Origin of the sequence: Halopelagius longus (assembly GCF_900100875.1) — an archaeon.
Taxonomy (GTDB): Archaea; Halobacteriota; Halobacteria; order Halobacteriales; family Haloferacaceae; genus Halopelagius; species Halopelagius longus.
Genome location: NZ_FNKQ01000002.1, coordinates 821,585 through 846,481, shown reverse-complemented (window position 1 = coordinate 846,481; position 24,897 = coordinate 821,585). Strand labels below are relative to the sequence as shown.

Below are 24,897 nucleotides of genomic sequence, written 5' to 3'. Positions count from 1 at the left end.
ACTATATGCAGGGACAAGCCCAACAGCAGGCATACGACCGCGGGATAACGATTTTCTCGCCTGATGGCCGCCTCTATCAGGTCGAATACGCCCGCGAGGCGGTGAAGCGAGGGACGGCGAGCGTCGGCGTTCGAACGCCGGAAGGCGTCGTTCTCGCCGCGGACAAGCGCTCTCGCTCTCCCCTCATGGAACCGACGAGCGTCGAGAAGTTACACAAGGCGGACACCCACATCGGCCTGGCCTCCGCGGGACACGTCGCCGACGCCCGGCAACTCATCGACTTCGCCCGCCGGCAGGCGCAGGTGAACCGACTCCGCTACGGCGAACCGATCGGCATCGAGACGCTGACGAAGAACGTCACCGACCACATCCAGCAGTACACGCAGGTCGGCGGCGCGCGCCCGTTCGGCGTCGCCCTCCTCATCGGCGGCGTCGAGAACGGCACGCCGCGTCTCTACGAGACGGACCCCTCGGGGACGCCGTACGAGTGGAAGGCCGTCTCCATCGGCGAGGACCGGGGCGACCTTCAGGAGTACCTCGAAGAGAACTACTCCGAGGAGATGACCTTAGACGAGGGCCTCGGACTCGCACTCCGCGCCATCGCCTCCACGAACGACGACCAACTCGACGCCGCGGGCGTCGACGTCGCCACCGTCTCCGCGGAGACGGAGGAGTACGTCCAACTGACGAACGACGAGGTGGAGTCGTACATCACGGAGAACGACCTCGAACCCACGGACGAGGACGACGAAGACGCGGCCGAAGAAGAAGAGTAAGCCCGCGTCGAGTCCTCAGGCCGTCCCGCAGTCGAAATCGCTCACACTCGGCTATCTTTCCTCTCCGGTTCGTACGCGCCGAGCCGTTGCGCCCGATTAGCCGTTAGCGACCGGTCCGAGCGGTTACCGGCGGTGCTGGACGGCGTCGGACTCCAAAAAAAACGGCGGAGAACGGAGCGTTCAGTACTCCTCGTAGGCGAGGTTCATCAGCCACTGCGAGAACGCGTTGCTGTTTGCGTTTATCTCCTCCTCGCCGATGAACGGCGACAGCATGTCGCCGGCCATAAGCAGGGAGAACTCGAGGTCCTTCGCGGCGGGTTCGAGGTAGTAGGTGTTGTGTCCGTTGTACACCGTGTCCTCGCGTTTGATGAGGCCGAGCGACGCGAGACGCTCGGCGACGCGACTTCCCTTTCGGGAGGAGATGTCGAGCTCCTTCCAGAAGTCGCTCTGGTGGATACCTCCGCTCTCGCGGATGAGTTCCAGTCCCGCGCGTTCGGCTTCCGAAAGGTCGGGTTCGGCCTCGCCTGCGCTCATGGTACGAGAGTCGCCCGCGACGGGTTTAAACTTGACTTTCGACCCGCCGGTACGCCGTCCGACAGGGCGGTCCGGGCGCGAACTCGTACTCCGCCTCCCCGCCTGCGAACAGCGTGATGAGCGACGAGGAGACGGTACCGAAGCGACCCTCGGGGTCGTGGACGCAGACGCCGTACTCGTGGTCGCCGAGGACCGCGGCGGCGCGTTCGCGCCACTCCGCCGCGGACTCGCCGGGTTCGGGTTCCAGCGCCGACCGAACCGCGCGCGCGTTTTCGGCCTGCTGGCGGCCCGCTTCGGGTCTCGCCGGCGGTTCGAAGAACTCCTCGTCCGTCCCCACGTTCACGACGACGTGGACGCCGGGGTCGAACGCCGTCGTCCGGAGTTCGCCGTCCCACTCGAAGAGGTACGCCGCCTCGGAGTCGGCGACGACGAGGTTGAACCCGTCGTAGACCGCTTCGGAAACCGCCTCCTCGACCGTCGCCTTCGCCGCCTCGGCCGACTCGCATCGGAGGGCGTCGCGGACCAACTGACCGCGGGAGCGTTCGCCGCCGCCCTCGACCGAAATCCAGCGGTTGGTGATGCCGACGAACAGGCCGCGGTCGTTGTAGCCGACCCACGTGCCGCCGGCCTCCGCGTCCCTCGGCGCGATGAACGCGGGGTTGCCCTCGGCGACGGCGGGCGGTTCGGACGGTCGGTCCAACGCCTCGTCGCGGTTCGCCGCGACGACGACCGGTGCGTCGTCGAACACTCGCCACGCTATCGTCAGAGTGCACACGCGAACGTCTACGCGAGGGGTCGGGAAAACGATTCGGCGGTCGATCGGCGGCGCACACGACCGGGCAGGGAAGGTGAGGAGATGAGGCCGAGAGAACAGAGCGAGTCGTTCACTCGCCGCCGTCGGCGAACCGACTCGGGTCGCGCGTCGCGAGGGCGACGTTCACCGCCGCGACGTTCTCGCGCACGTCGTGGACGCGGACGATGTCGGCCCCGCGGTCCGCGGCGATGGTCGTGGCGGCGATAGTCGCTTCGAGGTTGTCGCCCGCCTCCTCGCCGACGAGTTCGAACATCGACTTGTGGGAGTGACCGACGAGAACCGGGCAGCCGAGCGACTCGAACTCGCCGATCCGGTCCAGCATCTCGAAGTCCTCGGCGGCGGTCTTGCCGAACCCGAGGCCGGGGTCGACGATGACGTTCTCGCGGGGGACGCCCGCCTGTTCGGCCAGCAGGATCCGCTCTTTCAGTTCGTCTATCACGTCCTCGACCACGTCGTCGTACGCGACGTCCTTGCCGGGGACGACGGGCGCGTCGATGCTGTGCATGACGATGACCGGAACGTCGCGCTCGGCTGCGAGAAAGCGCATCTCGGGGTCTTCGAGGCCGGTCACGTCGTTGAGGATGTCGGCCCCGGCGTCGAGTGCCGCGCGGGCGACGTCCGCCTTCCGCGTGTCCACGGAGACGAGGGCGTCCGTCTCCGCGAGGGATTCGATGACCGGGACGATGCGCTCTATCTCCTCTTCGACCGGCACCACGTCCGCGCCGGGGCGGGTGGACTCGCCGCCGATGTCGATGATGTCCGCGCCCGCCTCGGCCATCGCCTCGGCGCGTTCGAGGGCGTCCTCGACGTCGCGGTACTCGCCGCCGTCGTGGAAGCTGTCCGGCGTGACGTTCAGGATGCCCATGACGGCGGTACCGTCGCTCCACGGGTACTCCGGTTCGTCCGCCGGGTCGGACGCCGCGGGTCGGGACGGCGGCCCGTCGAGGGCGGCGTCGAGCGCTCCGGCGAACTCCGAGAGGCCGTACTCGTCGGCGTACGCGAGGTTCTCCCGGACGCGTTCGAACTGCGTTCGCGTCCCCGTCAGCACCACGTCCACCTGTTCGCCCTCGCCGCGGTGCCCCGAGACGGCGCAGTCGCCGCCGACGGCCAGCATCTCCTCGCGGAGGCGGCGGGCCTGTCTCCGCTGTGCGGTCGTTCGGTAGACGCGGTGGACGGCGTCCCCGCGCGTCCGTTCGGCGTCCTCGGCCGGGACGTTCGCCCGCGAGAGGAGGCGGTCGGCGTCCGAGAGCGTCTCCACGCGCTTCGAGACCACCGTCCGCGTCCACGTCGTCCGCGCCTCCGCGACGAGAAACAGAGACCCGGCGACGAGGACGCAGTCGTCCGGTCCGGCGCGTTCCCGCGCCGTCCGAAGCGCCGCGGAGACGGTGGTTCCGGCGGTCACGTCGCCCGCGCCCTCGTCTTCGAACACGCGGGCCAGCGTCTCGGGGTCCTCAGAGCGGGCGTTGTTCGGCCTGCACGTCACGACGGACGCCGGGCGCGGGAGTTCGGCCGCCATCTCGCGGTGGTCCTTGTCGTGCATCGCGCCGAAGACGAGGTGGAGGCTCTCGAAGTCGAACTCCTCGATTACGGACGCCAGTTCCGCGCACGCGCCGGGGTTGTGCGCGCCGTCCAAGACGACGTGGGGGTTCCGCTCCATCACCTCGAACCGCCCCGGCCAGTTCGCCCGCCTGAGGCCGCGTTCGAGCGTCGTCGCGTCGATGGTCGTCCCCGCCTCGTCGGCGGCCTGTTCGGCGACGACGCAGGCGATACCGGCGTTGACCGCCTGATACGAACCGAGGAGCGGGATGTTCGCCTCGACGCCCCACGAGGGGCCGGAGACGACGACGGCCGACTCCTGGTGGTTCACCCGGCCGTCGTAGCGGACGGTCACGTTCGGCCTGGGTTCCATCGCCGCGTCCGCCGTCCCGACGGTTATCAACTCGTCCTCGTGGTCGCGAATCGCGTCGAGGGCGTCGCCCGTCGCGCCGGTGACGAGGGGCCGCCCGTCGGGCGCGACGGCGACTTTCTTCTCCGCAATCTCCTCGACGGTGTCGCCGAGGACGGCCGTGTGTTCGAGCGTCACGTTCGTCACCGCGCTGGCGACGGGGTCGACGACGCTCGTCGCGTCGAGTTCTCCGCCCATGCCGACTTCGAGGACGGCAACGTCCACGTCGGCGTCGGCGAAGCGCCAGATGGCCATCGCCGTCATCACCTCGAAGAACGTCAGCGGTTCGCCCGAGGCGGCGCGTTCGACCAGCCACGGTTTCGCCGCCGCGACGAACTCCGCCAGCGCGGACTCCGGAATCTTCCGGCCGTCCACGCGGATGCGCTCGCGGATGTCCTCGAAGTGCGGCGACGTGTAGAGGCCGACCGTGAGGCCGGCTTCGCGGAGGACCGACTCCGCCATCCGGGCGGTGCTTCCCTTTCCGTTCGACCCGGCTATCTGCACGAACGACACGTCGTCCTGCGGGTCGTCGAACTCGGCGAGGAGCGACCGGACCGACGCAGTCCCGGGCTTCACCTGAAACCTGCGGAGGTCGAAGAGGAAGTTCACCGCCTCGTGGTACTCCATATACTCCGAGGTGACGCGGGCCGCGCTTAGGACTGTCGGACCTGCGTGCGCGGGCCGAACGCCGGGGGTGTCGGCCTCCCTCCCCCCGCGACCCACCGTATCGCTTCAAGCACGTACGCGCCGAACGGTGAGGCATGTACGACTCGATACTCGTCCCGACGGACGGAAGCGAGGGCACCGCCGTCGCACTCGAACACGCCCTCGACATCGCCAAAACGCGGGATGCGACCGTCCACGCCCTCTCGGTGGTGGACCGGCGCATCCGCATGGCGGCCGGGGTGGAACAGCGAGAAGCGGTCGCGAACTCGCTGCACGACAGGGCGATAGAAGCCGTCGAGGCGGTGGCCGACGCCGCCCGCGACGCCGACGTGCAGGCGACGACGGCCGTCCGGAAGGGCGTCCCGTACCGCTGTATCCTCGATTACGCCGACGAACACGACGTGGACTTAGTGGTGATGGGAACCCACGGCCGCACCGGGCGCGACAAACTCGCCAGTCTCGGCAGCGTCACTGAACGCGTCGTCCAGAACACGAACCGGCCGGTTCTCGTCGTGAGCATCTGAGTCAGTGACGGAAGGGGTCGGTCACTCGCTCGTAGCCAGCCCGCTCTCACGGAGGATGCGGCGACCGGACCGCTCTAGGCGGTCGAGGTTGTTCTGTGCCGTGCGGTTGTAGACGAGGCCGTCGCGTTTGACGACGTTCCCGTCGACGAGTACGGTGTCGACGTTCTCGATGCCGGCTTGGAGGACGACGGTCTCGACGGGGTTGTGGACCGGCGCAGTGTTGAGGTCGTCGCCGGCGATGATGGTGATGTCCGCGCGCTTGCCGGGCGTGAGCGAACCGATTTCGTCCTCCAGACCGAGCGCGCGGGCGCCCTCGATGGTGGCGAACTCCAGCGCCCGGTGGGCGGTCGGCGTGACGTCTTGAATCTGTTCGTTCGCCTCGACGGCGGACTGGTTACGGATGCCCCGCTCGACCTGTAGGGCCATCCGGAGTTGGGTGAACAGGTCGTCGCTGACGTTCGAGACGATGTCGACGCCGACAGAGGGGACGGCGCCGGCTTCGAGCGCGTCGCCGAGCGCGGGCATCCCCATCCCCATCTGGAGTTCGACCTCGGGGGTCGTCGAGAGCGACCCGCCGGACTGTCCCACGAGTTCGAACTCCTCCTCGGTGAGGCGGTTTCCGTGGACGTAGTTGAGGTCGTCGCCGAGGAGGCCGAGTTCGTCGAGTTTCTTCACGCCGCCCGGGCCGAGCGAGCCGATGTGCATGGACACCGGAATCCCGAGTTCGCGGGCGAGTTCGATGTCCTTCCGGGTGACTTCGTCCGTCGAGTAGTCGGGGCCGCGGGCGCCCATGGCGAGGGTGAGCAGGCCGTCGTCGCTCGGGAATCGCTCGCGGGCCAGCCGTCGGATGTCGTCGGGGTGGGTCACCGAACTGTTCTCCCACCACTTCGCGCTGTCGTCGCCAGGCGGGCCGTGAGCGAACAGTGCGCGGATGCCCGCGTCCTCAAGCCCTTCGATGGCGCGGTTCGTGTGCCCCGGCGAATTGGCGATGTGGAACCAGTCGAGGACGGTCGTCGTCCCCGCGTTGAGTTGCTGAACCGCGCCGAACAGGTTGCCGAGGTAGGCGTCCTGCGGGCGGTACTGGCTGCTGATGTTGCCGAGCATCTTCTCCAGATACTCCATGAACGTCCAGTTGCCCGCGATGCCGCGGACGCCGGACTCCCACGTGTGGAGGTGGGCGTTGACGAATCCGGGTACGACGATGGAGTCGCTCGCGTCGATGACGTCGGCCGACGGCGCGCTGATGTCTTTCTCGATGGCCCGGATCTCGCCGTTCTTCACGTAGACGTCCGTGTCGTACCGAATCCCGTGGTCGGGGTCGACCGTGACAACTGTCCCGTCCTTGATGAGAGTCGGGTTACTTCCGCCGGACGTGCCACCCGAACTGTCGGATTCCTGTTCGTCGGCCGCCGCGTTCGACGCGAACGCGACCGACGCGAGGGCGGCCGCCCCCGTTTGGAGGTAGTTGCGGCGCGACATGCCCGTTTCGGAGGTCTCAGTCTCGTCTACCATGTGCAACGCCAGCTTACAGCGAGAAGAAAATAGGTGTTCGTTCGTAATATTCCAACCTTCCTCTCAACTATCTTACCATCCGTTCCGACCGTAGTGAGATACTGGTAATTTGGGTATCGATTCTGACCTGATCGCGGTATCGTGACGATGCGCTACCGCGAAGAAACGGCGCGGAGTGTGGACAGAGAGAGGCGCGGGAGAGGAGAGTGCGCTGGTCGTGTCGGCGATGTCGCCGGCGTCGGCGCTACTGGGACAGCGCCGACACGGGGACCGACGGTCCGGTGGGCGCGGAGTCGCCGAGGAACGCCTTGACGACGCGTTGCTCGGCGCTCGTAATGCGGTATTGGAGCGTCGAGGTGGGGATTCCTTCCTGCTCTGCAATCTCCTGCAGGGAGTTGCGTCGGGGCCGTTCGTAGTAGCCGCGTTCGACGGCGAGTTCGAGCGCCTCGCGCTGTTTCGGCGGGAGGCTGGCGTCGTCGGTCCGGCGGTTCGACCAGTCGGGTGCGCTCTCGACGTAGTCGAAGGTGAGCGAAAGCCCCTCGCGGAGGTTGTCGGCGAGTCGCTCGTACACCTCGCTCATCGCGGTGTCGTCGTCGGCGACGACGCGCCAGACGTAGTTGTGGCGGTGCTGTTCGGCGTGGAGCAGGACGCCGTCGCCGAGGTGGTTCGCGACCAAGTAGGGGATAGAGCGACAGCCGGGACTCTCCGACTGCTGGGAGTAAACGACGCGACTCGTCGGGGTTTCTTCCAGCACCTCGTGGCGCCAGTCGAGGGCACACCCGCCCATCCCGCGGAGGCTCGAACAACGGGTGAGCCGCGCGAGGACGTCGTCGTAGGCGTCGAGGGTGTCCTCGGGACCCGTGACTTCGTCGACGCGCCACATCGTATCCTCGGAGACGTGGCAGGAGACGGTGTGCGAAGAGAGCCCCGGATTCCGGATGAAAACGTCCATCAGGTCGTCCGCACCCTCCTCGTAGGTGACGGTGAAGGCGAACTCGCGCATTAGGAGTACGGTGGCCCGCGACCCACAAGAGCGCTCGGTTGGTATGTTCCAAACCCAGCGGCGACCCGTGTCCCCGGGAACGTGCGGAACGCACCCCACAGCGAAAACGTATGTCTCTCTCTTGACGACGTACTCTCGAAGATACTGCTCGTACTACTCCCTGGTGCGAGCGGACGCGTCAGCCGACGAACCGCAGATGACTGTCTGCGGAGGACGAGGTGGAGCATCGCCGTCGCTCCGACGGACCGAACGCTCGCCCGGCCGGCCGTAGCGGGGGTTAATGTATCAGAGCGTACATGTACTGTTATGAATCAGTCGCTGTGGACGCGGTTCCTACTCGTCTCCGTCACGCTCGTAACTCTCGGCTTCGTCGTGAGCGCCTTCCTCACCCCACCGGACCCGTACACGCAGATACTCACGGTACCGGTGATTCTGTTGGTGGCGATTCCCCTCTCGTACTGGATAGTGTACAAAAGGGGGCTTCCGGTCTGACGTCCTCGCTCACGCTCGGCCACGAGTTTCCGCCGCTAGTCGTGGCGGAAACCGCACGAGACTCACTCCGTTCGTCTCGCTGGCTTTAGACGGTCCTTCGCTCCGCTCAGTCGTGACGGAAGCACCGACGCCCGGTGAACACCATCGCGATGTCCCGTTCGTCGCAGGCGTCGATGACGTCCTCGTCGTTGACGGAGCCGCCGGGTTGGATGACCGCCTCGATTCCGGCCTCGGCGGCCTCTTCGATGCCGTCCGGGAACGGGAAGAACGCGTCCGACGCCATCACGGCACCCTCCGCGCCCTTGCCCTCGGCGTGTTCCTCGGCTTTCATCGCGGCGAGGCGGACGGCGTCCACGCGGGACACCTGCCCCATGCCGACGCCCACCGTCTCCGTGCCGGAGGCGAAGAGGATGCCGTTCGATTTCACGTGCTTCAGCACCTTCCACGCGAACAGCATCGTCTCCAGTTGCTCGTCGGTGGGTTCCGTCTCCGTGACGACGTCCACGTCCTCGGCCGTGGGTGCCCACAGGTCGCGTTCCTGCACGAGTCGCCCGCCGACGAGGGGTTTCTCGGTGAGGCGGTCGGTTCGCTCTCCCAACTCGCCCACGTCTAACACGCGGAGGTTGTCCTTCTGGGTCAGAACGTCGAGTGCGGCGTCGGTGTACCCCGGCGCGACGACGACTTCCTTGAACGAGTCGACTATCTGTTCGGCCGTCTCGGCGTCGCACTCGCGGTTGAGGGCGACGATGCCGCCGAACGCGCTCATCGGGTCAGTCGAGAGGGCGCGGTCGTACGCCTCCGCGAGGGTGTCGGCGGTGGCGCACCCGGCGGGGTTGGTGTGCTTGATGACCGCCGCGGCGGGGTCGTCGAACTCCTTTATCAGGTTCAACGCGCCGTCGGCGTCGTTGTAGTTGTTGTACGAGAGGGCCTTCGCGCCCTCGTTGAGTTGCTCCGCGCGGACGACGCTGGCCTCCTCGCAGGCGTCGTCGGCGTAGACGGCGGCGTCCTGATGGGGGTTCTCGCCGTAGCGCAGTTCGGAGGCGCGGTCGTTCGAGACGACGCGGCGTTCGGGGAAGTCGCCGCCGTCGTCGCCCTCCACGACGACGCCGTCGTCCGTGACTTCGGCCCGGCCCTCGGCGAACCACCGCACCGCGCGCGGGTAGGCGACGAACTCGCCCTCGCGGAGCACTCGCCGTTTCAGCGACGCCTCGTCGTCGTCCTGATAGACGGGGACGGCCTCTTGGGTGACGATCGGCCCCCCGTCCACCTCCTCGGTGACGACGTGGACCGTACACCCCGTCGTGCGGACGCCCGCCTCCAACACCTGTTCGTGGGCGTCCATCCCGGGGAACGACGGGAGGAGCGAGGGGTGGACGTTCAGCGTCGTCGGCGCGTTGTCGATGAACTCGTCGGTGAGGACGCGCATGTAGCCGTCGAGACAGACCAAATCGAAGTCGTACGCGGACAGGCGGCCGAGGATGCGCTTCTCGTGGGACTCGCGGGACTCGCCGTCCTCGCGCGCGACGACTTCGGTCGGAATGCCGCGTTCGGAGGCGGCGTCGAGAACCGGCGCGCCCTCCTCGTTCGAGAGGACGACGGCCAGTTCCGCGCCGCCCGGCGCGCGTTCGTCGATGTGAAGCAGGTTCCGTCCGCGGTTGCTCGCCAAGCCCGCAATCTTGGTCATGGTGGTACGCCCACCCGCCGGGAGAAAAACAGTTGCGATGTTCGAGGGAGAAGTATGCTCGTCCGTGGATACATTTCGCGATCACAGGGTGTTCGGCGCGGGTATTTATACACGGTAGTGGAGAGATCCATCGACACGCTTTAGGTCGGGCCGGGGGCATCCTCGCCCATGGACGACCTTCCGCGGGCGGACCCCCTCTCGGCCGTCTCCCCACTCGACGGTCGCTACGCGGGCCGAACAGAACCGCTCGTCCCGTACGCCAGCGAAGCGGCGCTCATCCGGGCGCGCGTCAGAGTCGAAGCCGAGTATCTGCTCGCCCTCGCCGAGTTGGACGCCACGCCGTTGTCGCTCTCTCCGGCCGAACGCGAGACGCTCCGGTCGCTGTACGAGGAGTTCGACGCCGAGGACGCCCGCCTCGTGAAGCGACTGGAGACGGAGGGCGCGGCGGGGTACTCGGCGACGAACCACGACGTGAAGGCGGTCGAGTACTTCCTGCGGACGGAGACGCCCGAACGCGTCCACCCGTGGATTCACTTCGGCCTCACGAGCGAGGACGTGAACAACCTCGCGCACCGCCTGTTGGCGAAACCGGCCGCCGAGGAGGTCCTCGTCCCCGCCGCGACGGAGGTGCGCGACGAACTCGTCGAACTCGCGCGGGAGTACCGCGACACGCCGATGCTCGCGCGAACGCACGGCCAACCCGCGACGCCGACGACGTTCGGCAAGGAGATGGCCGTCTACGCCGCCCGACTCGGCCGGCAACTCGGACGCGTCCGAGAGGCGGCGGCGAGCCTCTCGGGGAAACTCGCGGGGGCGTCGGGTACCTACGCGGCACACGTCGCCGCCTACCCCGACGTGGACTGGCGGGCGTTCTCCCGGGAGTTCGTGACGGGACTCGGCCTCGAACACACCGCGTTGACGACGCAGGTGAACCCCTGCGACGACCTCGCGGCCCTGTTCGACGCCCTCCGCGGCGTCAACAACGTCCTCCTGGATTTGGACCTCGACGTGTGGCTCTACGTCTCCGACCGCTACCTCGGACAGGAGGCGGCGGCGGGCGAAACCGGCTCCTCGACGATGCCGCACAAGGTCAATCCGATAGACTTCGAGAACAGCGAGGGGAACCTCTCGAAGGCGAACTCCGACCTCACGTTCCTCGCGGACTACGTGACGAACTCCCGCCTCCAACGGGACCTGTCCGATTCGACGGTCAAACGGAACGTCGGCGCGGCGTTCGGTCACTGTCTCATCGGCTACGGGAAGGCCGCGACGGGCCTCCGAAAGGTCGTCCCGAACGAGCAGGTGATGCGCGAGGAACTCGACGCCCACCCCGAACTCGTCGGCGAGGCGGTCCAGACCATCCTCCGACGCGAGGGCGACACCGAGGCGTACGAACGCGTCAAGGACCTCACCCGCGGGCGCGACGTGACTATCGAGGACTTCCGCGACCTGTTCGAGGAGTTGGACGTGAGCGAGTCCGTCCGCGAGGAACTCCGCGCCCTGTCGCCTTCGACGTACGTCGGCCTCGGCGACGAACTCGTGGACGAACTCGACGACGCCTGAGGGCGCACCCGGTTCGGGGTTCGCCGCCGCGGGCGTCGGCCGGATTCCAGTCTCTCAGAAGTACTATCACAATTTAGATACTATCGGGATATTTTACTAGACGGCGACTCACGCGTTCGATTCACCGCCTAACGCGAGTTATCGTGTTTGTTGGCGAGATTAATCACTCGCTGACGCCCCGATGTTTAATATCTTCATCGGTGTGGTGTAGGATAGTGTCGCGAATCAGCCAGAAGCGCGTCGGGCAGGCGTTGTTCGTCACGAGCGTCGTCGCAGTCGCCCTCTTCTTCGCGGTCACCGCGTTGACGACCCCGTCGGTGTCCACTGAGACCGACAGCGAGTTCCGGACCATCGTCGGGGTGCAGGGGTCGCCCGACGGCCGCGTCGCCGTCATCGACAGTTCCGGCGACGTCCTTTGGGAGGACCGGAACGCCACGAATTACCACGACGTGACGGTCCTCGACAACGGGAACATACTCACGGCGTTCCTCGTGAAGGAAGAGACGGAGTGTGGGCGGTTCGAGAGCCCGTGTCCGCGGACCGGCGTTCGAATCATCGACCCCGACACCCGGGAGGTGACGTGGAACTACACGTTCCCGGTCCGGTCGCACCTCAACAGCGAAGTCCACGACGCGGAGGTCCTCCCGTCGAACGAAGTCGTCGTCGCCGACATGGAGTACGAACGGGTGTTCACCGTCGACCGCAACGGCACGATAACGTGGCAGTGGAACGCGAGTTCGTACTACGAGGCGCCCGCCGATCCTACAGAGACGGACTGGCTCCACATCAACGACGTCGACCACCTCGGCGACGGTCGATTCCTCGTTAGCGTCCGGAACGCGCACCAACTCCTGATAATCGAACGAGGGGAGGGCGTGGTGGACGTGATAAACGAGGACCGCGACCCCTCTATGCTGTACTACCAGCACAATCCGCAGTGGTTGGGCGACGGCGCGGTCCTCGTCGCCGACTCCGAGAACGACCGAATCGTCGAACTCCACGAGAACCAATCGACGGGCGAGTGGGAGGCGGCATGGTCCGTCTCGTCCGCGGGCGGCGTCGCCTTCGACTGGCCGCGGGACGCAGACCGGCTCCCGAACGGCAACACGCTCGTCACGGACAGTCGGAACAACCGCGTCGTTGAGGTGAACGAGTCAGGCGGCGTCGTCTGGAGCCAACGGGTCGCCGGAATGCCGTACGAAGCCGACCGACTGCCCGTCGGCGAACAGGTCGGCGCACAACGGTACGGCGACAACGGTGCCGTCTCTGCCTCGACGGCGACGCCCGCCGCCGAGACCAGCGAGCCGAGTAATGCGTCCATCCCGATGTTCAGCCGGGCCTATGCCGCCCTGACCCACGTGTACGTCACTCCCTACTGGGTGACGCCGTGGCACCTCGTGGTCGCCACCGTCGGTCTGGTCGGCGCCCTCGTCGGCGCCGTCCTCTGGTGGCGAGGGTAACGGACCGTCCGACGACGCGGCGAGTCTCTCTCCAATCGAATTACCGTTCGACGCCGTCGGTCCAACCCCTCGAATCTACTGACTGTCTCCGATTCGGCATGAACCATTTTTCCGCCGGGCGAGAAAACGCCGTCCCATGGCAGTCGGAGTCGAGGCCGAGTTGCTCGACCTCATCGGCGTTCTCCTGTTGGGCGGCGTCGTCGGCGTCGTCGTCGCACGAATCGGCCGCTTTCCCTACACCATCGCGCTCCTACTCGCGGGGTTGGCGGCGTCGGTTCTCGGTATCGAGTTCGGCATCGAACTCTCTCACGACATCATCCTCTTGGTCCTGCTTCCGCCGTTGCTGTTCGAGGGCGCGGCGACGACGGACTTAGAGGAGTTCCGGACGAACCTGCCGGTCATCCTCACCTTGGCCGTCCCGGGACTCATCCTCTCGGTGACGGTGTTGGGCTTTCTCGGCAGCTACGCGTTCGGCTTTCCGCTCCTCGTCGCCATGCTGTTCGCGGCGATGATTCTCCCCACCGACCCCGTCTCCGTGCTGGCGCTGTTCGACGAGGTGGGCGCGCCGGAGCGACTCTCGACGCTCGTGGAGGGCGAGAGCCTCATCAACGACGGCGTGGGCGTCGTCGTCTTCTCGTCGCTTCTCGGACTCGTCACCTCCGGCGTCGACTCGAACGCGCTGTTCGACCCCGCGACGCTGGGGGACGTCGTCTTGGAGTTCCTCGTCTCCAGCGCCGGAGGCGTCCTCGTCGGACTCGCGGCGGGGTACGCCGTCTACCGCGTGATGGTCAACTTAGACGAGCACATGACCGAAATCGTCCTGACCGCCATCCTCGCGTACGGGAGCTTCCTGCTCGCGGAACACTACCTCCACGTCAGCGGCGTCATCGCCACCGTCGTCGCGGGGTTGTTCATCGGGAACCGCGGCGCGGAGTACGCGATGAGCCCACAGACGAAGATTTCCATCTTCAACACGTGGGAGACGGCCGCGTTCATCGTCAACACGTTCATCTTCGTCGCCATCGGCGTCCAGACGCCCGTGGACCGGCTGCTCGCGCACGGCCGCCTCATCCTCATCGCCATCGTCCTCGTCATCCTCGCGCGGGCCGTCGCCGTCTACCCGATGTCGGCGCTGGCGAACCGGTTCATCCACACGGAGGTGTCGTTCGACTACCAGCACGTGATGGTGTGGGGCGGCCTCCACGCCTCGATACCCATCGCGCTCGTCCTCGGGTTGCCGCAGACGGTGCAGGGCGGCGCACCGTTCCCGTTCCGCGAGGAACTGCGCGCGATGGTGTTCGGCGTCGCCGCGTTCAGCCTCGTCGTGCAGGGCTTCTCCATCGGGTGGTTGCTCGACAAACTCGACGTGGTGACCCGCTCGCACGCCGGCGAACTGTACGAACTGCTCGTCGGACGCGTCCGGGCCGTGGACGCGGGCCTCGAAGCGGCCGACGAACTCCGCGAAAAGCGACAGATTTCGCCGTCCGTTTACGAGGATTTCACGGAAGAGTACGAACGCGAACGGGAGGACCTCAACGAGGCGATACAAGAACTGCACGCGACGCACCCCGAGATACGCCGGAAGGAACTGCTCACGGGCGAACGGCAACTGCTCCAACGGGAGAAGAGCGCCGTCATGGACGCGGTGCGAACCGGAACCGTCTCCGACGAAGTCGGCGAGCAACTGCTGGAGGAGGTGAACATCAAACTCGACCGGGTGTCCTCCGGCGAGAGCACCGTCGGCGGGCGCGAGGAGGAGGCCTACGAGGAGTTCTGGCGGCACCGCGCCGCGGAGTTCGACGTCCACTCCGCCGAACTCGACGAGACGAAGCAGGACTAGCGTCGCGGACGGACCGTCCCGGCTACCGGTCGAGTTCGATGAACCGGCGGACGATGTGCACGTACTTCTCGTCGCGTTCGAGGTTGCAGGCGTGGCCGGCGCCCTCGACGACGGCGATGCTCGCGTCCCCGGCGGCGGCGTGGGCTTTCTCCCCACTACGCATCAGCACGTCCCACTGGCCGTTGAGGACGAGTTTCGGCCCGTCGTAGTCGGCGAACGACGAGCGGAAGTCCGTCCCGGCGATTTCGCGCCCCGCCTCCCCGAACGGCCGGAGGTCGAACCCGGCGTCGACGATTTCGGACTTCTGTTCCGACGGCAGGTCGCGGCTCCGAACCCACTGGGCGGCGAGGCGGTCCACCGCCTTCTCGACCAGTTCGATTTCGGAGAGGCGGAGCGTCACGCGACCCGCCGCGTCGCTCATCGTTCCGAGCAGTCCGACGGGGTTGGCGCTACTCCCCGAGATTACGAGGTCCGCCACGCTCTCGGGGTGCCGGTGCGCGAACTCCGTCGCCACGTACCCGCCGAGCGAGAGCCCCACGAGGTGGACGGGGTCGTCGCTGAACTGCTCGACCGCCTGCCTGACCGTCTCGACGCCCGCCTCCAGCGTGAACGACTCGTCCCTGCGGCCGCCGTGTCCCGGCAGGTCGGGCACGATGACGCGGTACTCCTCGGAGAGCGCCTCCCGTTGGGGGGCCCACATCGTCCGGTTGAACACCGTTCCGTGAACGAACACGATGGGCGGCGCGTCCGGCGGGCCGACCACGTCGACGTGATCGAGTTTACTCTCGGCTACTGGTTGGCTCATATCGAAGTAACTCGCGCGGGAATTCCTTAAACAGACTCCCTGTGCGTCGGTTTTCCGGTGTTTCAGGGGAACGAACGTGAGCCGCCGGTGGAGAGACGAGAGAGCGCAGCCACCGAGAAGCCGGTGACCGAAAAGTGGCACAGATCCGGTGAGCGAGACACGGGTGGGCTGGACGGATACCGCGTCTGCGACGCGTCCGGGCTGAGGTGACGCGGAACGCTCACCGTAGAAAATGCTTTACTCGAAATAGAATAAATCTTTTGGTGGGGTAGATAGTAAGGGACGTACATGAGAGCTATCGCAGTCAAGCGGGGGGAGAACAAGCCGTCGCTCGTAGAGAAACCGCGGCCGTCGCCGGGGCCGGGCGAGGCGCTCGTTCGGACGCTCCGAGTCGGGGTGGACGGGACGGACCACGAAGTCATCTCGGGCGGCCACGGCGGCCACCCGGAGGGGGAGGACCACCTCGTGTTGGGCCACGAAGCCGTCGGCGTCGTCGAGGACCCGAACGGGACGGCGTTCGAACGCGGCGATATCGTCGTTCCGACGGTCCGACGGCCGCCCGACGGCGACAACGAGTACTTCGAGCGAGGCGAACCCGACATGGCCCCGTCCGGCGAGTACCACGAACGCGGCATCGTCGGCGCGCACGGGTTCATGGTCGAGTACTTCACGAGTCCCGAGGAGTACCTCGTCGAAATCCCCGACTCCTTGGCGTCGCTCGGCTTCCTCGTGGAACCGCTCTCCATCTCCGAGAAGGCCGTCGAACTCGCCTACGCCTCCCGGTCGAGTTTCACCTGGGAGCCCGAATCGACCATCGTGCTGGGGAACGGCAGTCTCGGCCTGCTTACGGTCGCGCTCCTCCGCGAAGACTTCGACCGCCTCTACTGTCTCGGGCGGCGCGAACGCCCGGACCCGACCATCGAGATAATCGAGGAACTGGGCGCGACGTACGTCAACTCCCGGAAGACGCCCGTCTCGGAGGTGGCGGAGGTGCACGAACCGATGGACTTCGTCTACGAGGCGACGGGGTACGCGAAACACGCCTTCGAGAGCGTCGACGCCCTCGCGCCGAACGGCGTCGCCGCCCTCCTCGGCGTCCCCGGTCCGTGGGAGTTCGAGGTTGACGGCGGGTCGCTCCACCGGGAGATGGTCCTCCACAACAAGGCGTTGGTCGGCAGCGTCAACTCCCACGTCAAGCACTTCGAGGCGGCGACGGACACGCTGGCGGAACTGCCGTCGTGGTTCGTCGACTCGTTGGTCACCGGGATTCACGGACTCGACGATTTCGAGGCGGCGTTCGTCGACGACGATACCACTATAAAAACCGCCGTCCAATTCAGCGAACATGAAGAACGTTGACGACCTAATTTCGAGCGCAGCGGAACTCGCAGACCGGGGCCTCTCGAAGGGCGAAATCGCCGACGAACTCAACGTCTCCCGGGAGACGGCGAGTTGGCTCGTGGAGCGAAGCGGCGTTTCGAGCCCCGAGACGACGCCCGCGGAGGAACCGCAGGCCGGCGGCCCGCAGGACATCCACGTCGATTGGAGCGCCATCGGCCGGGACTCCCGCCGCATGACGAACGTCGCGCGGGCGATGGCGGACCTCCTCGCGTCGGAGGGCGACGAGGTAGACCTCACCATCGGCATCGAGAAGGCGGGCGCGCCCCTCGCTACCGTCGTCGCGCAGGAACTCGACACCGACCTCGGGTCGTACGCGCCCGCGAAGCACCAGTGGGAGGAGGGCGACATCGAGGACCTCGGCGGGTCGTTCTCGCGGAACTTCGCGCAGATTCGCAACCGCGAGTGCTACGTGGTAGACGACACCGTCACCTCGGGGACGACGATGCGCGAGACCATCGACGCCATCCGCGACGAGGGCGGCCGCCCGGTGGCCTGCGTCGTCATCGTGGACAAGCAGGGCATCGACTACGTGGACGACGTTCCGGTGTACTCGCTCATCGACGTGGTCGGCGTCGGACACGAGTAACCCTCGTCGCCGCGTATTCGGCCGACGCAACTCCTTTCACCTCCCGTCGCGTACCGTCAGGCATGACTTTCGAACCCGGAAGCGAACTGTCCGACGAGGACGTGAAGGCGCGCGTCGACGACACCATCGAGAACAACGACGTGGTGCTGTTCATGAAGGGGAACCGCCTCATGCCGCAGTGCGGCTACTCCGCGAAGGCGCTCGAACTCATCTCCCAACACGTCGAGGAGTTCGAGACGGTGGACGTCCTCCCCGCCTTAGACGAGTACCGGGTGGCGCTCTCCTCGCACAGCGACTGGGAGACGATTCCGCAGACGTTCGTCGACGGGGAGTTCGTGGGCGGGAGCGACATCCTCGCGGAACTCGACGAGCGCGGCGAACTCGAAGAGACGCTGAAAGCGTAAGTTGTCAGTCAGCGGAGAGTCCGACTTCGTGTCACGCTTCGAGACGCGAACCAAAGAGTAGGCCATATAAGCCCGCAACCCGTAGTTTCACGTAGGTATCGACGTCGCGCCGATCGCGCTCCGAACCCAAACCACTCATCCAACAATGTCAGGCCGCGTATATCGACTCCATTCGACACTTGAACTGCCCTTGGAAGACGTCGAGGAATACTTCGACAACTCCCCAGACCTTCCGCCGGAAATCGAGAACGTCGAAGTCACTCGGCGGAACAACACGCTCATCCTCAAAGCTGTCGCCGCCGACGACAATCTGAGCAAGTACACGCCGACCGCGCAGTTGAAAGCAAGCGTCACCGAGAACCGCGTCTACGAGGAGGAACCGCCGCGCGCCGGCGGTCCGCGGTGGGGCGACGAGGAGGAAGAGGAGATTCCCTCCGAACTCGTCGAGTTCGCCTGCTTCAAGGGCGACCGAGAGACGGTCCTCCAGAACACCGCGTTGCAGTACCCCATGTTCCTCGTCCTGCGCGAAATCGCGCTCATCGCCGAGAAGGGGACGCTCACGGCCATCACGGAGACGGACGGCGACCTCGACGCGACGCGCATCGTCGAGGGCGAAAAGCGCCCCGCCTCCATCGAAGTCGTCGAGAACCCCAGCCAGAACAGCCAGAACGGCGGCGGCGTCAACTGGCGGGACAACAAGTTCATCTCGTAAGTTCGGAGCATCCTCCGGGCACCGCTCGAAAACTAGTATCCGGCGCTCTTCGTCTCGCTTTTCGACTCGACGCGCCGGGCTCTCGTCTCCTCTCTTCGCGTTCCTCCCCTCACTTGCTCTCCCGTCTCATCCACCCGAGGACGGCACTTTCCAGTCCGTCGAGCGCCACCGCCGCGTCGAGCGCTTCGGTGTCTATCTCCAAATCCGCCCTCGGCGGTTCGAACCGCGCGTGAATCGCCCGCAGTCCCTCCTCGGGAATCGAGTCCGCGCGGTTGCGGTTCCGCTCCAGACACGTCGAGAGCGACGCCCGCACCCACACTTCGTAGGTGGTGCCGAGTCGGTAGAACCGGTTCCGCCACCGTCGCTCGAAGAAGGTGCCGTCCAAAAGTACGTCGACCGTCGCGTCCGCCCCGGCGCGTTCGTATCGCTCTGCGACGTCACCGGACTGCGTCCGGTTTGCGGACGCGACGCCGAGCGTCGCGGCCACCTCCTCGTACATGCGCTCGTACGTCCGACGGTCGTAGTCGTCGGAGTGAAACGACTCGACCGCGTGGCCCCGGTCCGAGAGGCGGCGTCGAAGTCCCCTCACAAGCGTCGTCTTTCCGGACGCCGGGAGGCCGCAGACGATGACAATCACGGCGGACGTACGGGCGACGGACGGAAATCCGTTCGCGTCGCCTCTCTCCGCCGTTCGACTCCCGACGCGCCCCGACCAGTCTCCGCCGAACACTGTGTCTATTTCCGACTCGTTGGCATCCGTTCTCACCGTTTGCGGAGGTCAAAAGACACTTTACGGTGGTAATTATATCTCATTACACGATGCCGGAAGGCTTCCCCGACTACCTCGACGTCGACTACACAGACGGCGAAGGCGAATCGCCCGAAGACTATCCGACCATCCAGGACAAGATAGAGAAGGCTATCGAAGTCACGAAGACGGGTCTCGAAGAGTACGAGAACCCGGCCGTGATGTGGACCGGCGGCAAGGACTCCACGCTCACGCTCTACTTCATCAAAGAGGTCGCCGAGAGGTACGACCTCGAAACGCCGCCCGCGGTGTTCATCGACCACTACCAGCACTTCGACGAGATTCACGACTTCGTCGACCACTGGGCCGAGAAGTGGGACCTCGACGTCATCTACGCCCGCAACGAGGACGTCGGGCAGTACGTCGAGGAGAACGACCTCGAACCCGGCGACGACATCCCCGTCTCGGAACTCTCCGAGCACAACCAGCACCACGTCCGCGACCTGCTGGAGTACGAGGAGGACACGTTCCCGTTCCTGCTCGACACGTACGTCGGCAACCACCTCCTGAAGACGGTGGCGCTGAACGACACCCTCGAAGAGCACGACGTCGACGGCGTCATCTCCGGCGTCCGCTGGGACGAACAGGAGGCGCGCGCCGACGAGACGTTCTTCTCGCCGCGTCACGACCCGGACATCTACCCGCCCCACGACCGCATTCAACCCATCCTCCAGTTCGACGAGGCGGCCGTCTGGGAGGCCTTCTGGAACTTCGTCGTTCCGGACACCGTCGAAGGGTTCCCCGAGGAGGGCTACGTCCCCGAGTCGGGCGACGACCTGCCGAACGGTCTCACGCAGGACGACATCCCCGTCTCGCCGAAGTACTTCGCGGGCTTCCGCTCTCTCGGCAGCGAAGTCTCGACGGACAAGACCACGGACGAACCGGCGTGGCTGCAGGACATGGAGAACACGACCGAACGCGCGGGTCGCGCCCAGGACAAAGAGGACCTGATGGAGCGTCTGCGCGATCTCGGTTACATGTAGACGCGGTCGGACGACACTCACTCTGACGGTCGGTTTCGACGGGTCGGTCGCCGACCCGCGTTTTCTCTTTCGGAAGTCCGTAAACAGCGCCGCGTCCGCGCAGAAAAGTAGATACGGGTCTCGCGCGTACGACGCTCGTGTCTCAGACGTTCCCGTCGTACCTCTCGGTCGACTACGACGACGGCCGCGGGCGGTCCGCCGCCGACTACCCCTCCCTCGACGACAAGATGGCGAAGGCGGCGGCCGTCGTCGCCGAGGCTCTGACCCAGTACCGCCGCCCCGCCGTGACGTGGACCGGCGGCAAAGACTCCACGCTCGTCCTCGCCGTCGCGATGGACGTCGCCGCGGACCTCGGCGACGAGACGCCGCCCGTCGTCTTCATCGACCACTACCAACATTTCTCCGAGACGGTCGCGTTCGTCGAACGCTGGGCCGAGACGTGGAACCTCGAACTCGTCGTCGCCCGGAACGAAGGCGCGGCCCGACTCGGCGCGACCCCCGGCGACGAGATTCCGGTCGCGGAACTCGGCGACCGGAACCGGCGCGAACTCGAACGCCTCGGCTACGACGACGAGACGTTCGTCCTCGATGCGGACTCCTTCGAGGGGAACCACCTCCTGAAGACCGTCGCCCTCAGCGAGGTCATCGAGGAACGCGGGTTCGACGGCGTCCTCTCGGGCGTCCGGTGGGACGAACAGGAGTCGCGGGCGGCGGAGACGTTCTTCTCGCCGCGGCACGACGCCGAGACGTACCCGCCGCACGACCGGGTTCACCCCGTCCTCCAGTTCGCGGAGGCCGACGTGTGGGCGGCGTTCTGGAACGTCGTCGTGCCGGACGCCGTCCCCGGATACCCCGCGGGTCACGTTCCCGACTCCGCCGAAGACCTGCCCGACGGCGTCTCGCCCGCCGACCTCCCCGTCTCGCCGAAGTACTTCGAGGGGTTCCGCTCTCTCGGCACCGAATCGGGGTCCGCGAAGGCCGACGACCGACCGGCGTGGGCGCAGGACATGGAGAACACGACCGAACGGTCCGGACGCGCGCAGGACAAAGAGAACCTCATGGGCCGACTCCGCGATTTGGGCTACATGTGAACTACCGGCTTCGGGAGTCGGCGGGGTCCGGCGCGAAGAAGTAGAAGAACGCAAAGAGGAGGACCGCCCCGGCGACGACTGCGACGAGGGGATTGTCGAGGTTGAAGGCGACCAACGCGAGGACGGCCAGCGCGTTTCCGAGGACGAACCAGAACTTGAGCCACCCGCCGAGCGCACTCATCGGCCGTACGTCTCAGTTGACACGTATGTCCTTTCGGAGGTGCGACGGCGACCGCGTACGGCCGAGGACCCGCCGAACCGCAGGGGGTTAGTACCCCTCCGACCTACCGCCACCAATGACCGCATCCGGCGACTGGGTGAGCCTCTTCTCCGGCGGCAAGGACTCCGCGTGGGCCCTGTACCGCGCCCTCGAAGAGGGACTGAACGTGACGCGCCTGCTGACGGTCCACCCGAGCGAGGACTCCTTCATGTACCACGTCCCGGCGACGCACCTCACCTCCTTGGCCGCCGAGAGCGTCGGCATCGAACACGTCGAGGTGTACCCCGACGACTTCGACGCGCCGAACGCCGAGGACGCCACCGCGCAGGGCGACGCCGAACTCGAACCCCTCGAAGCCGCCCTCGAAGAACTCGCGTCGGACCTCGATTTGGCGGGCGTCACCGCGGGCGCGATAGAGAGCGAGTACCAGACGAGCCGGATACAGGGGATGTGCGACAGGCTCGGTATCGACCTCTTTGCGCCCCTCTGGCGGGAGGACCCCCGCGAACTCGGCGAGGCGATGCTCGACGCCGGGTTCGAGATAACGATCCTGCAGGTGGCCGCCGGCGGACTCGACGAGTCGTGGCTCGGCCGGACGCTCGACGCGGCGGCGCTCGACGAACTGGCCGAACTCAACGAGGAGTACGGCGTCCACGTCCTCGGCGAGGGCGGCGAGTTCGAGACGTTCGTCACCGACGGCCCGCACATGTCCCGCCCGGTCGAACTGGAGTACGAGACGGTGTGGGAGGGGACGCGCGGCTACCTCGAAATCACGGACGCGTCCCTCGGGTGACCGGGGTCGGGGCCTCGAAAAGAGCCGCTCACGTTCGGCGGTTCGGGACGGGCGAGACGGCGCGTCAGTGCTGCAGTCGCGAGTGCGCGCCGATGAGGGCGTTCGACAGGTCGAGATTCTCGATGTGAGTGTCCTCGTCGACGATGGTGTTTCGGATGTCGGCGTCGCGGATGTCGGAGTCGCTGAACACCACCGTGCGGTCGAGCGAGGAGTTTTCGACCGTGGTTCCGGCCATCACGTGAACGTTCTCTCCGAGGTCGGAGTTCTCGACCGTCGCGGAGTCGTGGATGTAGTTCTCGCCGTTGAGGTACCACGACACCGCGTCGAGGTAGCTCTCGGCGGTTCCGATGTCGAACCACGCGCCGTCGAAGGTGAACGCGTGGACGTCGCCCCGTTCCTGTAGCCACTGGAGGAACCAGCCGGGTTCGTCGGGGTTGTTGCCGCCGGTGAGGTACTCGTCGAACTTCGGGAGCGTCTCCGCCGGGAAGGCGTAGCAGGCGATGGAGACGAGCGTGCTGTTGGGGTCGTCGGGCTTCTCTTGGAAGTTCGTCACCCGGTCGCCGTCGAGTTCGACCAGCCCGTACGACTTGGCGCGTTCCCTCGAACCCACGTCGTACGCCGCGAGGCAGGGCGTCTCCTTCTCCTCGAAGAAGTCCACGAACTCGGCGACGTCGAACGACAGGAGGTTGTCGCCCGCGATGACGACGAGGTCCTCCTCGACGTTCTCGCGGTCGATGAGTTGTTCGAGTGCGCCGACGACGCCGAACTTCTCGTCCTCCTCGACCGTCTCCTCGACGGAGAGCGTCGGCTTCTCGTAGCCGGTGTCGTCGAGGTACTCCTCGAACGTCTCGGCGAACCGTTCGTTCGTACTGACGAACACCTCGGAGATGCGGTCGTCGTCCTCCAAGTCGTCGAAGATGATGTCGATGACCGTCCCGTCACCCACCGGGAGGAACATCTTCGGCCGGTGTTTCGTGATTGGCCACAGTCGCGTCGCGTACCCGCCGGCAAGAACCACGGCTTTCATGCTCGTTCAGACTGTCGCTGCTATCAAGTTCTTTTCTCATATTTACGGATACGTTCGGAATGAAATCGAAAGACGCCGCCGATGCCGACTCGCCGCCGCGGAACGACGGGGAAGGCATACGTCCCTCCGGAACGAACCGGACCGTATGCCCGAGTCGGACGGCGACGAGACGACCAGAACGAAGATAGCCGACGCCCTTCGGTCGGAGCCTCACACCGCGACGGACATCTCAGAGGAGATAGGCATCCCGCGGTCGGCGGCGTACGACCACCTCGAACACGTCTCCCGGTCCGTCGATTCCAACGACGCCGACGAGCAGTTCCTCGTCGCGCCGCCGGAGTGCCGCGAGTGCGGCTTCTCGGCGTTCGACGACCTGATAAACTACCCCTCGCGCTGTCCGGAGTGCCGGAGCGAACGCATCGAGGAACCGGCGTTCGTGATACAGTAACGAGCCGAAACCGTCGAATCGATATCGAGAACGTCGCCGAAGTACGTTACTCGGCGACCGCTCCGAGTTCCAGTTCCTCCAGCAACGCCTCGGCGGCGGCGGTGGAGGACTCGGGGCCGCGAGCCGTCACCAAGTCGCCGTCGACGGTGACGCTCGCGTCCGCGTCGAGTTCGGCGTCCCACTCGCCTCCGGCGGCCTTCACCTCGTCTTCGACCCAGTAGGGGAGTTTCCGACCGTCGGGCATCAGGTCGTTGTCGTCGACGATGCCCTCCTCCCACTCGTTCGGGAAGCCCGTCACCTCGCGGCCCTCGACGAGGAAACTCCCGTCGGCTTCGCGAGTGAACGCGAGGATGCCGACGGCGTGGCAGACGACGAGCGCTTTGCCCTCGTCGCCGGCGACGGCGTTCAGGAGGGCCTGCCGCGCGTGGCGGTCCTGATTTACGTCCCACGCGGTACCGTGACCGCCGGGGAACACCACCGCGTCGTACTCCTCGGCGTCGACGGTGGCGAGGGGTTCGGGGTTCGCCAGTCGGTCGTCGCTCTCGATGACCTCCTTGACGTACTCGGCCGTCTCCTCGCCCACGTTCTCGGGGTCGGTCGAGCGTTCGTCCACCACCGGTTCCGACCCCGACGGCGTCGCGACGGTGATATCGACGCCCGCGTCGGTGAGCGTCGTCAGCGGTTCGATGCACTCCTCGGCCCAGTACCCCTCTTCGCTCACGATGAATAACGCAGTGGCTTCGTCGGTCATACGGCGAACCGTACGGGCGGGAGCCGAAAAAGGGACGCGGACTCGGAAACTTGCG

The 24,897-nt window shown here is 66.3% G+C and carries 25 protein-coding genes; 14 read left to right on the top strand and 11 right to left on the bottom strand.

What is annotated here, in order from left to right; all coding sequences use genetic code 11:
* Positions 1–5 precede the first annotated feature (5 nt).
* Positions 6–776, top strand: a complete 771-nt coding sequence (psmA, locus tag BLS11_RS10040; protein WP_092536798.1) for an archaeal proteasome endopeptidase complex subunit alpha — start codon at positions 6–8, stop codon at positions 774–776.
* A gap of 180 nt (positions 777–956) precedes the next feature.
* Here the strand turns inward: psmA and BLS11_RS10035 are convergent, their stop codons facing one another.
* The 3 genes from BLS11_RS10035 to folP form a co-directional block, all read right to left on the bottom strand.
* Positions 957–1,310, bottom strand: coding sequence for a helix-turn-helix transcriptional regulator (locus BLS11_RS10035; RefSeq protein WP_092536795.1), 354 nt, complete (start codon positions 1,308–1,310; stop codon positions 957–959).
* Between the two features lie 25 nt (positions 1,311–1,335).
* On the bottom strand, positions 1,336–2,085 hold the full coding sequence (locus tag BLS11_RS10030) for an NRDE family protein (protein ID WP_092536792.1): 750 nt from the start codon (positions 2,083–2,085) through the stop codon (positions 1,336–1,338).
* A gap of 109 nt (positions 2,086–2,194) precedes the next feature.
* Positions 2,195–4,696: a dihydropteroate synthase gene (gene folP, locus BLS11_RS10025; protein WP_092536789.1), complete on the bottom strand. Its 2,502-nt coding sequence runs from the start codon at positions 4,694–4,696 to the stop codon at positions 2,195–2,197.
* 134 nt (positions 4,697–4,830) lie between these two features.
* On the opposite strand from folP, the gene BLS11_RS10020 reads away from it, so the two are divergent.
* Positions 4,831–5,259 (top strand): universal stress protein, encoded by a 429-nt coding sequence (locus tag BLS11_RS10020; RefSeq protein WP_092536786.1) that lies wholly within the window; start codon positions 4,831–4,833, stop codon positions 5,257–5,259.
* A 21-nt stretch (positions 5,260–5,280) separates the two neighbouring features.
* On the opposite strand, the gene BLS11_RS10015 is transcribed toward BLS11_RS10020, so the two are convergent.
* Together BLS11_RS10015 and BLS11_RS10010 are read right to left on the bottom strand one after the other, a co-directional pair.
* Entirely contained in the window at positions 5,281–6,771 is a 1,491-nt protein-coding gene (locus tag BLS11_RS10015; protein WP_092536783.1) for an amidohydrolase family protein, read from the bottom strand.
* A gap of 244 nt (positions 6,772–7,015) precedes the next feature.
* The gene (locus tag BLS11_RS10010; protein WP_092536780.1) at positions 7,016–7,774 is read right to left on the bottom strand and encodes a helix-turn-helix domain-containing protein; all 759 of its coding nucleotides are present in this window, start codon (positions 7,772–7,774) and stop codon (positions 7,016–7,018) included.
* A gap of 306 nt (positions 7,775–8,080) precedes the next feature.
* Here BLS11_RS10010 and BLS11_RS10005 point away from each other — a divergent pair, with 306 nt between their 5' ends.
* Positions 8,081–8,266, top strand: a complete 186-nt coding sequence (locus BLS11_RS10005; RefSeq protein ID WP_092536777.1) for a DUF7534 family protein — start codon at positions 8,081–8,083, stop codon at positions 8,264–8,266.
* A gap of 106 nt (positions 8,267–8,372) precedes the next feature.
* On the opposite strand, the gene purH is transcribed toward BLS11_RS10005, so the two are convergent.
* Positions 8,373–9,950: a bifunctional phosphoribosylaminoimidazolecarboxamide formyltransferase/IMP cyclohydrolase gene (purH, locus tag BLS11_RS10000; RefSeq protein WP_092536774.1), complete on the bottom strand. Its 1,578-nt coding sequence runs from the start codon at positions 9,948–9,950 to the stop codon at positions 8,373–8,375.
* A gap of 168 nt (positions 9,951–10,118) precedes the next feature.
* On the opposite strand from purH, the gene purB reads away from it, so the two are divergent.
* The 3 genes from purB (at position 10,119) to BLS11_RS09985 (ending at position 14,813) form a co-directional block, all read left to right on the top strand.
* Entirely contained in the window at positions 10,119–11,513 is a 1,395-nt protein-coding gene (gene purB / locus BLS11_RS09995) for an adenylosuccinate lyase (protein ID WP_092536771.1), read from the top strand.
* A 215-nt stretch (positions 11,514–11,728) separates the two neighbouring features.
* Positions 11,729–12,973, top strand: coding sequence for an aryl-sulfate sulfotransferase (locus BLS11_RS09990; protein WP_092536768.1), 1,245 nt, complete (start codon positions 11,729–11,731; stop codon positions 12,971–12,973).
* Positions 12,974–13,109: 136 nt separating this feature from the next.
* Entirely contained in the window at positions 13,110–14,813 is a 1,704-nt protein-coding gene (locus BLS11_RS09985) for a Na+/H+ antiporter (protein WP_092536765.1), read from the top strand.
* Between the two features lie 22 nt (positions 14,814–14,835).
* On the opposite strand, the gene BLS11_RS09980 is transcribed toward BLS11_RS09985, so the two are convergent.
* Positions 14,836–15,618: an alpha/beta fold hydrolase gene (locus BLS11_RS09980; protein WP_092536761.1), complete on the bottom strand. Its 783-nt coding sequence runs from the start codon at positions 15,616–15,618 to the stop codon at positions 14,836–14,838.
* 288 nt (positions 15,619–15,906) lie between these two features.
* On the opposite strand from BLS11_RS09980, the gene BLS11_RS09975 reads away from it, so the two are divergent.
* From BLS11_RS09975 to BLS11_RS09960, 4 genes are all read left to right on the top strand, one after another.
* Complete coding sequence (locus BLS11_RS09975; protein WP_092536758.1) at positions 15,907–16,977, top strand: glucose 1-dehydrogenase; 1,071 nt, start codon at positions 15,907–15,909, stop codon at positions 16,975–16,977.
* Positions 16,964–17,605: a transcriptional regulator GfcR gene (gene gfcR / locus BLS11_RS09970; protein ID WP_092536755.1), complete on the top strand. Its 642-nt coding sequence runs from the start codon at positions 16,964–16,966 to the stop codon at positions 17,603–17,605. The genes BLS11_RS09975 and gfcR overlap by 14 nt, the downstream gene beginning before the upstream one ends.
* 62 nt (positions 17,606–17,667) lie before the next feature.
* Positions 17,668–18,009, top strand: coding sequence for a glutaredoxin family protein (locus BLS11_RS09965; RefSeq protein WP_092536752.1), 342 nt, complete (start codon positions 17,668–17,670; stop codon positions 18,007–18,009).
* Between the two features lie 145 nt (positions 18,010–18,154).
* Complete coding sequence (locus BLS11_RS09960) at positions 18,155–18,721, top strand: DUF7110 family protein (protein ID WP_092536749.1); 567 nt, start codon at positions 18,155–18,157, stop codon at positions 18,719–18,721.
* A gap of 109 nt (positions 18,722–18,830) precedes the next feature.
* On the opposite strand, the gene BLS11_RS09955 is transcribed toward BLS11_RS09960, so the two are convergent.
* A complete protein-coding gene (locus BLS11_RS09955) occupies positions 18,831–19,358 on the bottom strand; it encodes an AAA family ATPase (protein WP_175454424.1) in 528 nt (175 codons plus the stop codon).
* Between the two features lie 182 nt (positions 19,359–19,540).
* Between BLS11_RS09955 and BLS11_RS09950 the strand changes: the two genes are divergently transcribed.
* Positions 19,541–20,512, top strand: coding sequence for a phosphoadenosine phosphosulfate reductase family protein (locus tag BLS11_RS09950; protein ID WP_092536743.1), 972 nt, complete (start codon positions 19,541–19,543; stop codon positions 20,510–20,512).
* 137 nt (positions 20,513–20,649) lie between these two features.
* Positions 20,650–21,603 (top strand): phosphoadenosine phosphosulfate reductase family protein, encoded by a 954-nt coding sequence (locus BLS11_RS09945; RefSeq protein ID WP_092536740.1) that lies wholly within the window; start codon positions 20,650–20,652, stop codon positions 21,601–21,603.
* Position 21,604: 1 nt separating this feature from the next.
* Here BLS11_RS09945 and BLS11_RS09940 read toward each other — a convergent pair whose 3' ends face one another.
* The gene (locus tag BLS11_RS09940) at positions 21,605–21,784 is read right to left on the bottom strand and encodes a hypothetical protein (RefSeq protein WP_092536737.1); all 180 of its coding nucleotides are present in this window, start codon (positions 21,782–21,784) and stop codon (positions 21,605–21,607) included.
* Between the two features lie 115 nt (positions 21,785–21,899).
* Between BLS11_RS09940 and BLS11_RS09935 the strand changes: the two genes are divergently transcribed.
* Positions 21,900–22,616, top strand: a complete 717-nt coding sequence (locus BLS11_RS09935; protein WP_092536734.1) for a diphthine--ammonia ligase — start codon at positions 21,900–21,902, stop codon at positions 22,614–22,616.
* 64 nt (positions 22,617–22,680) lie between these two features.
* Here the strand turns inward: BLS11_RS09935 and BLS11_RS09930 are convergent, their stop codons facing one another.
* Complete coding sequence (locus BLS11_RS09930) at positions 22,681–23,643, bottom strand: nucleotidyltransferase family protein (RefSeq protein WP_092536731.1); 963 nt, start codon at positions 23,641–23,643, stop codon at positions 22,681–22,683.
* 145 nt (positions 23,644–23,788) lie between these two features.
* Here BLS11_RS09930 and BLS11_RS09925 point away from each other — a divergent pair, with 145 nt between their 5' ends.
* The gene (locus tag BLS11_RS09925; RefSeq protein ID WP_092536728.1) at positions 23,789–24,091 is read left to right on the top strand and encodes a transcriptional regulator; all 303 of its coding nucleotides are present in this window, start codon (positions 23,789–23,791) and stop codon (positions 24,089–24,091) included.
* A gap of 46 nt (positions 24,092–24,137) precedes the next feature.
* Here the strand turns inward: BLS11_RS09925 and BLS11_RS09920 are convergent, their stop codons facing one another.
* On the bottom strand, positions 24,138–24,842 hold the full coding sequence (locus BLS11_RS09920) for a type 1 glutamine amidotransferase domain-containing protein (protein WP_092536725.1): 705 nt from the start codon (positions 24,840–24,842) through the stop codon (positions 24,138–24,140).
* Between the last annotated feature and the right edge of the window lie 55 nt (positions 24,843–24,897).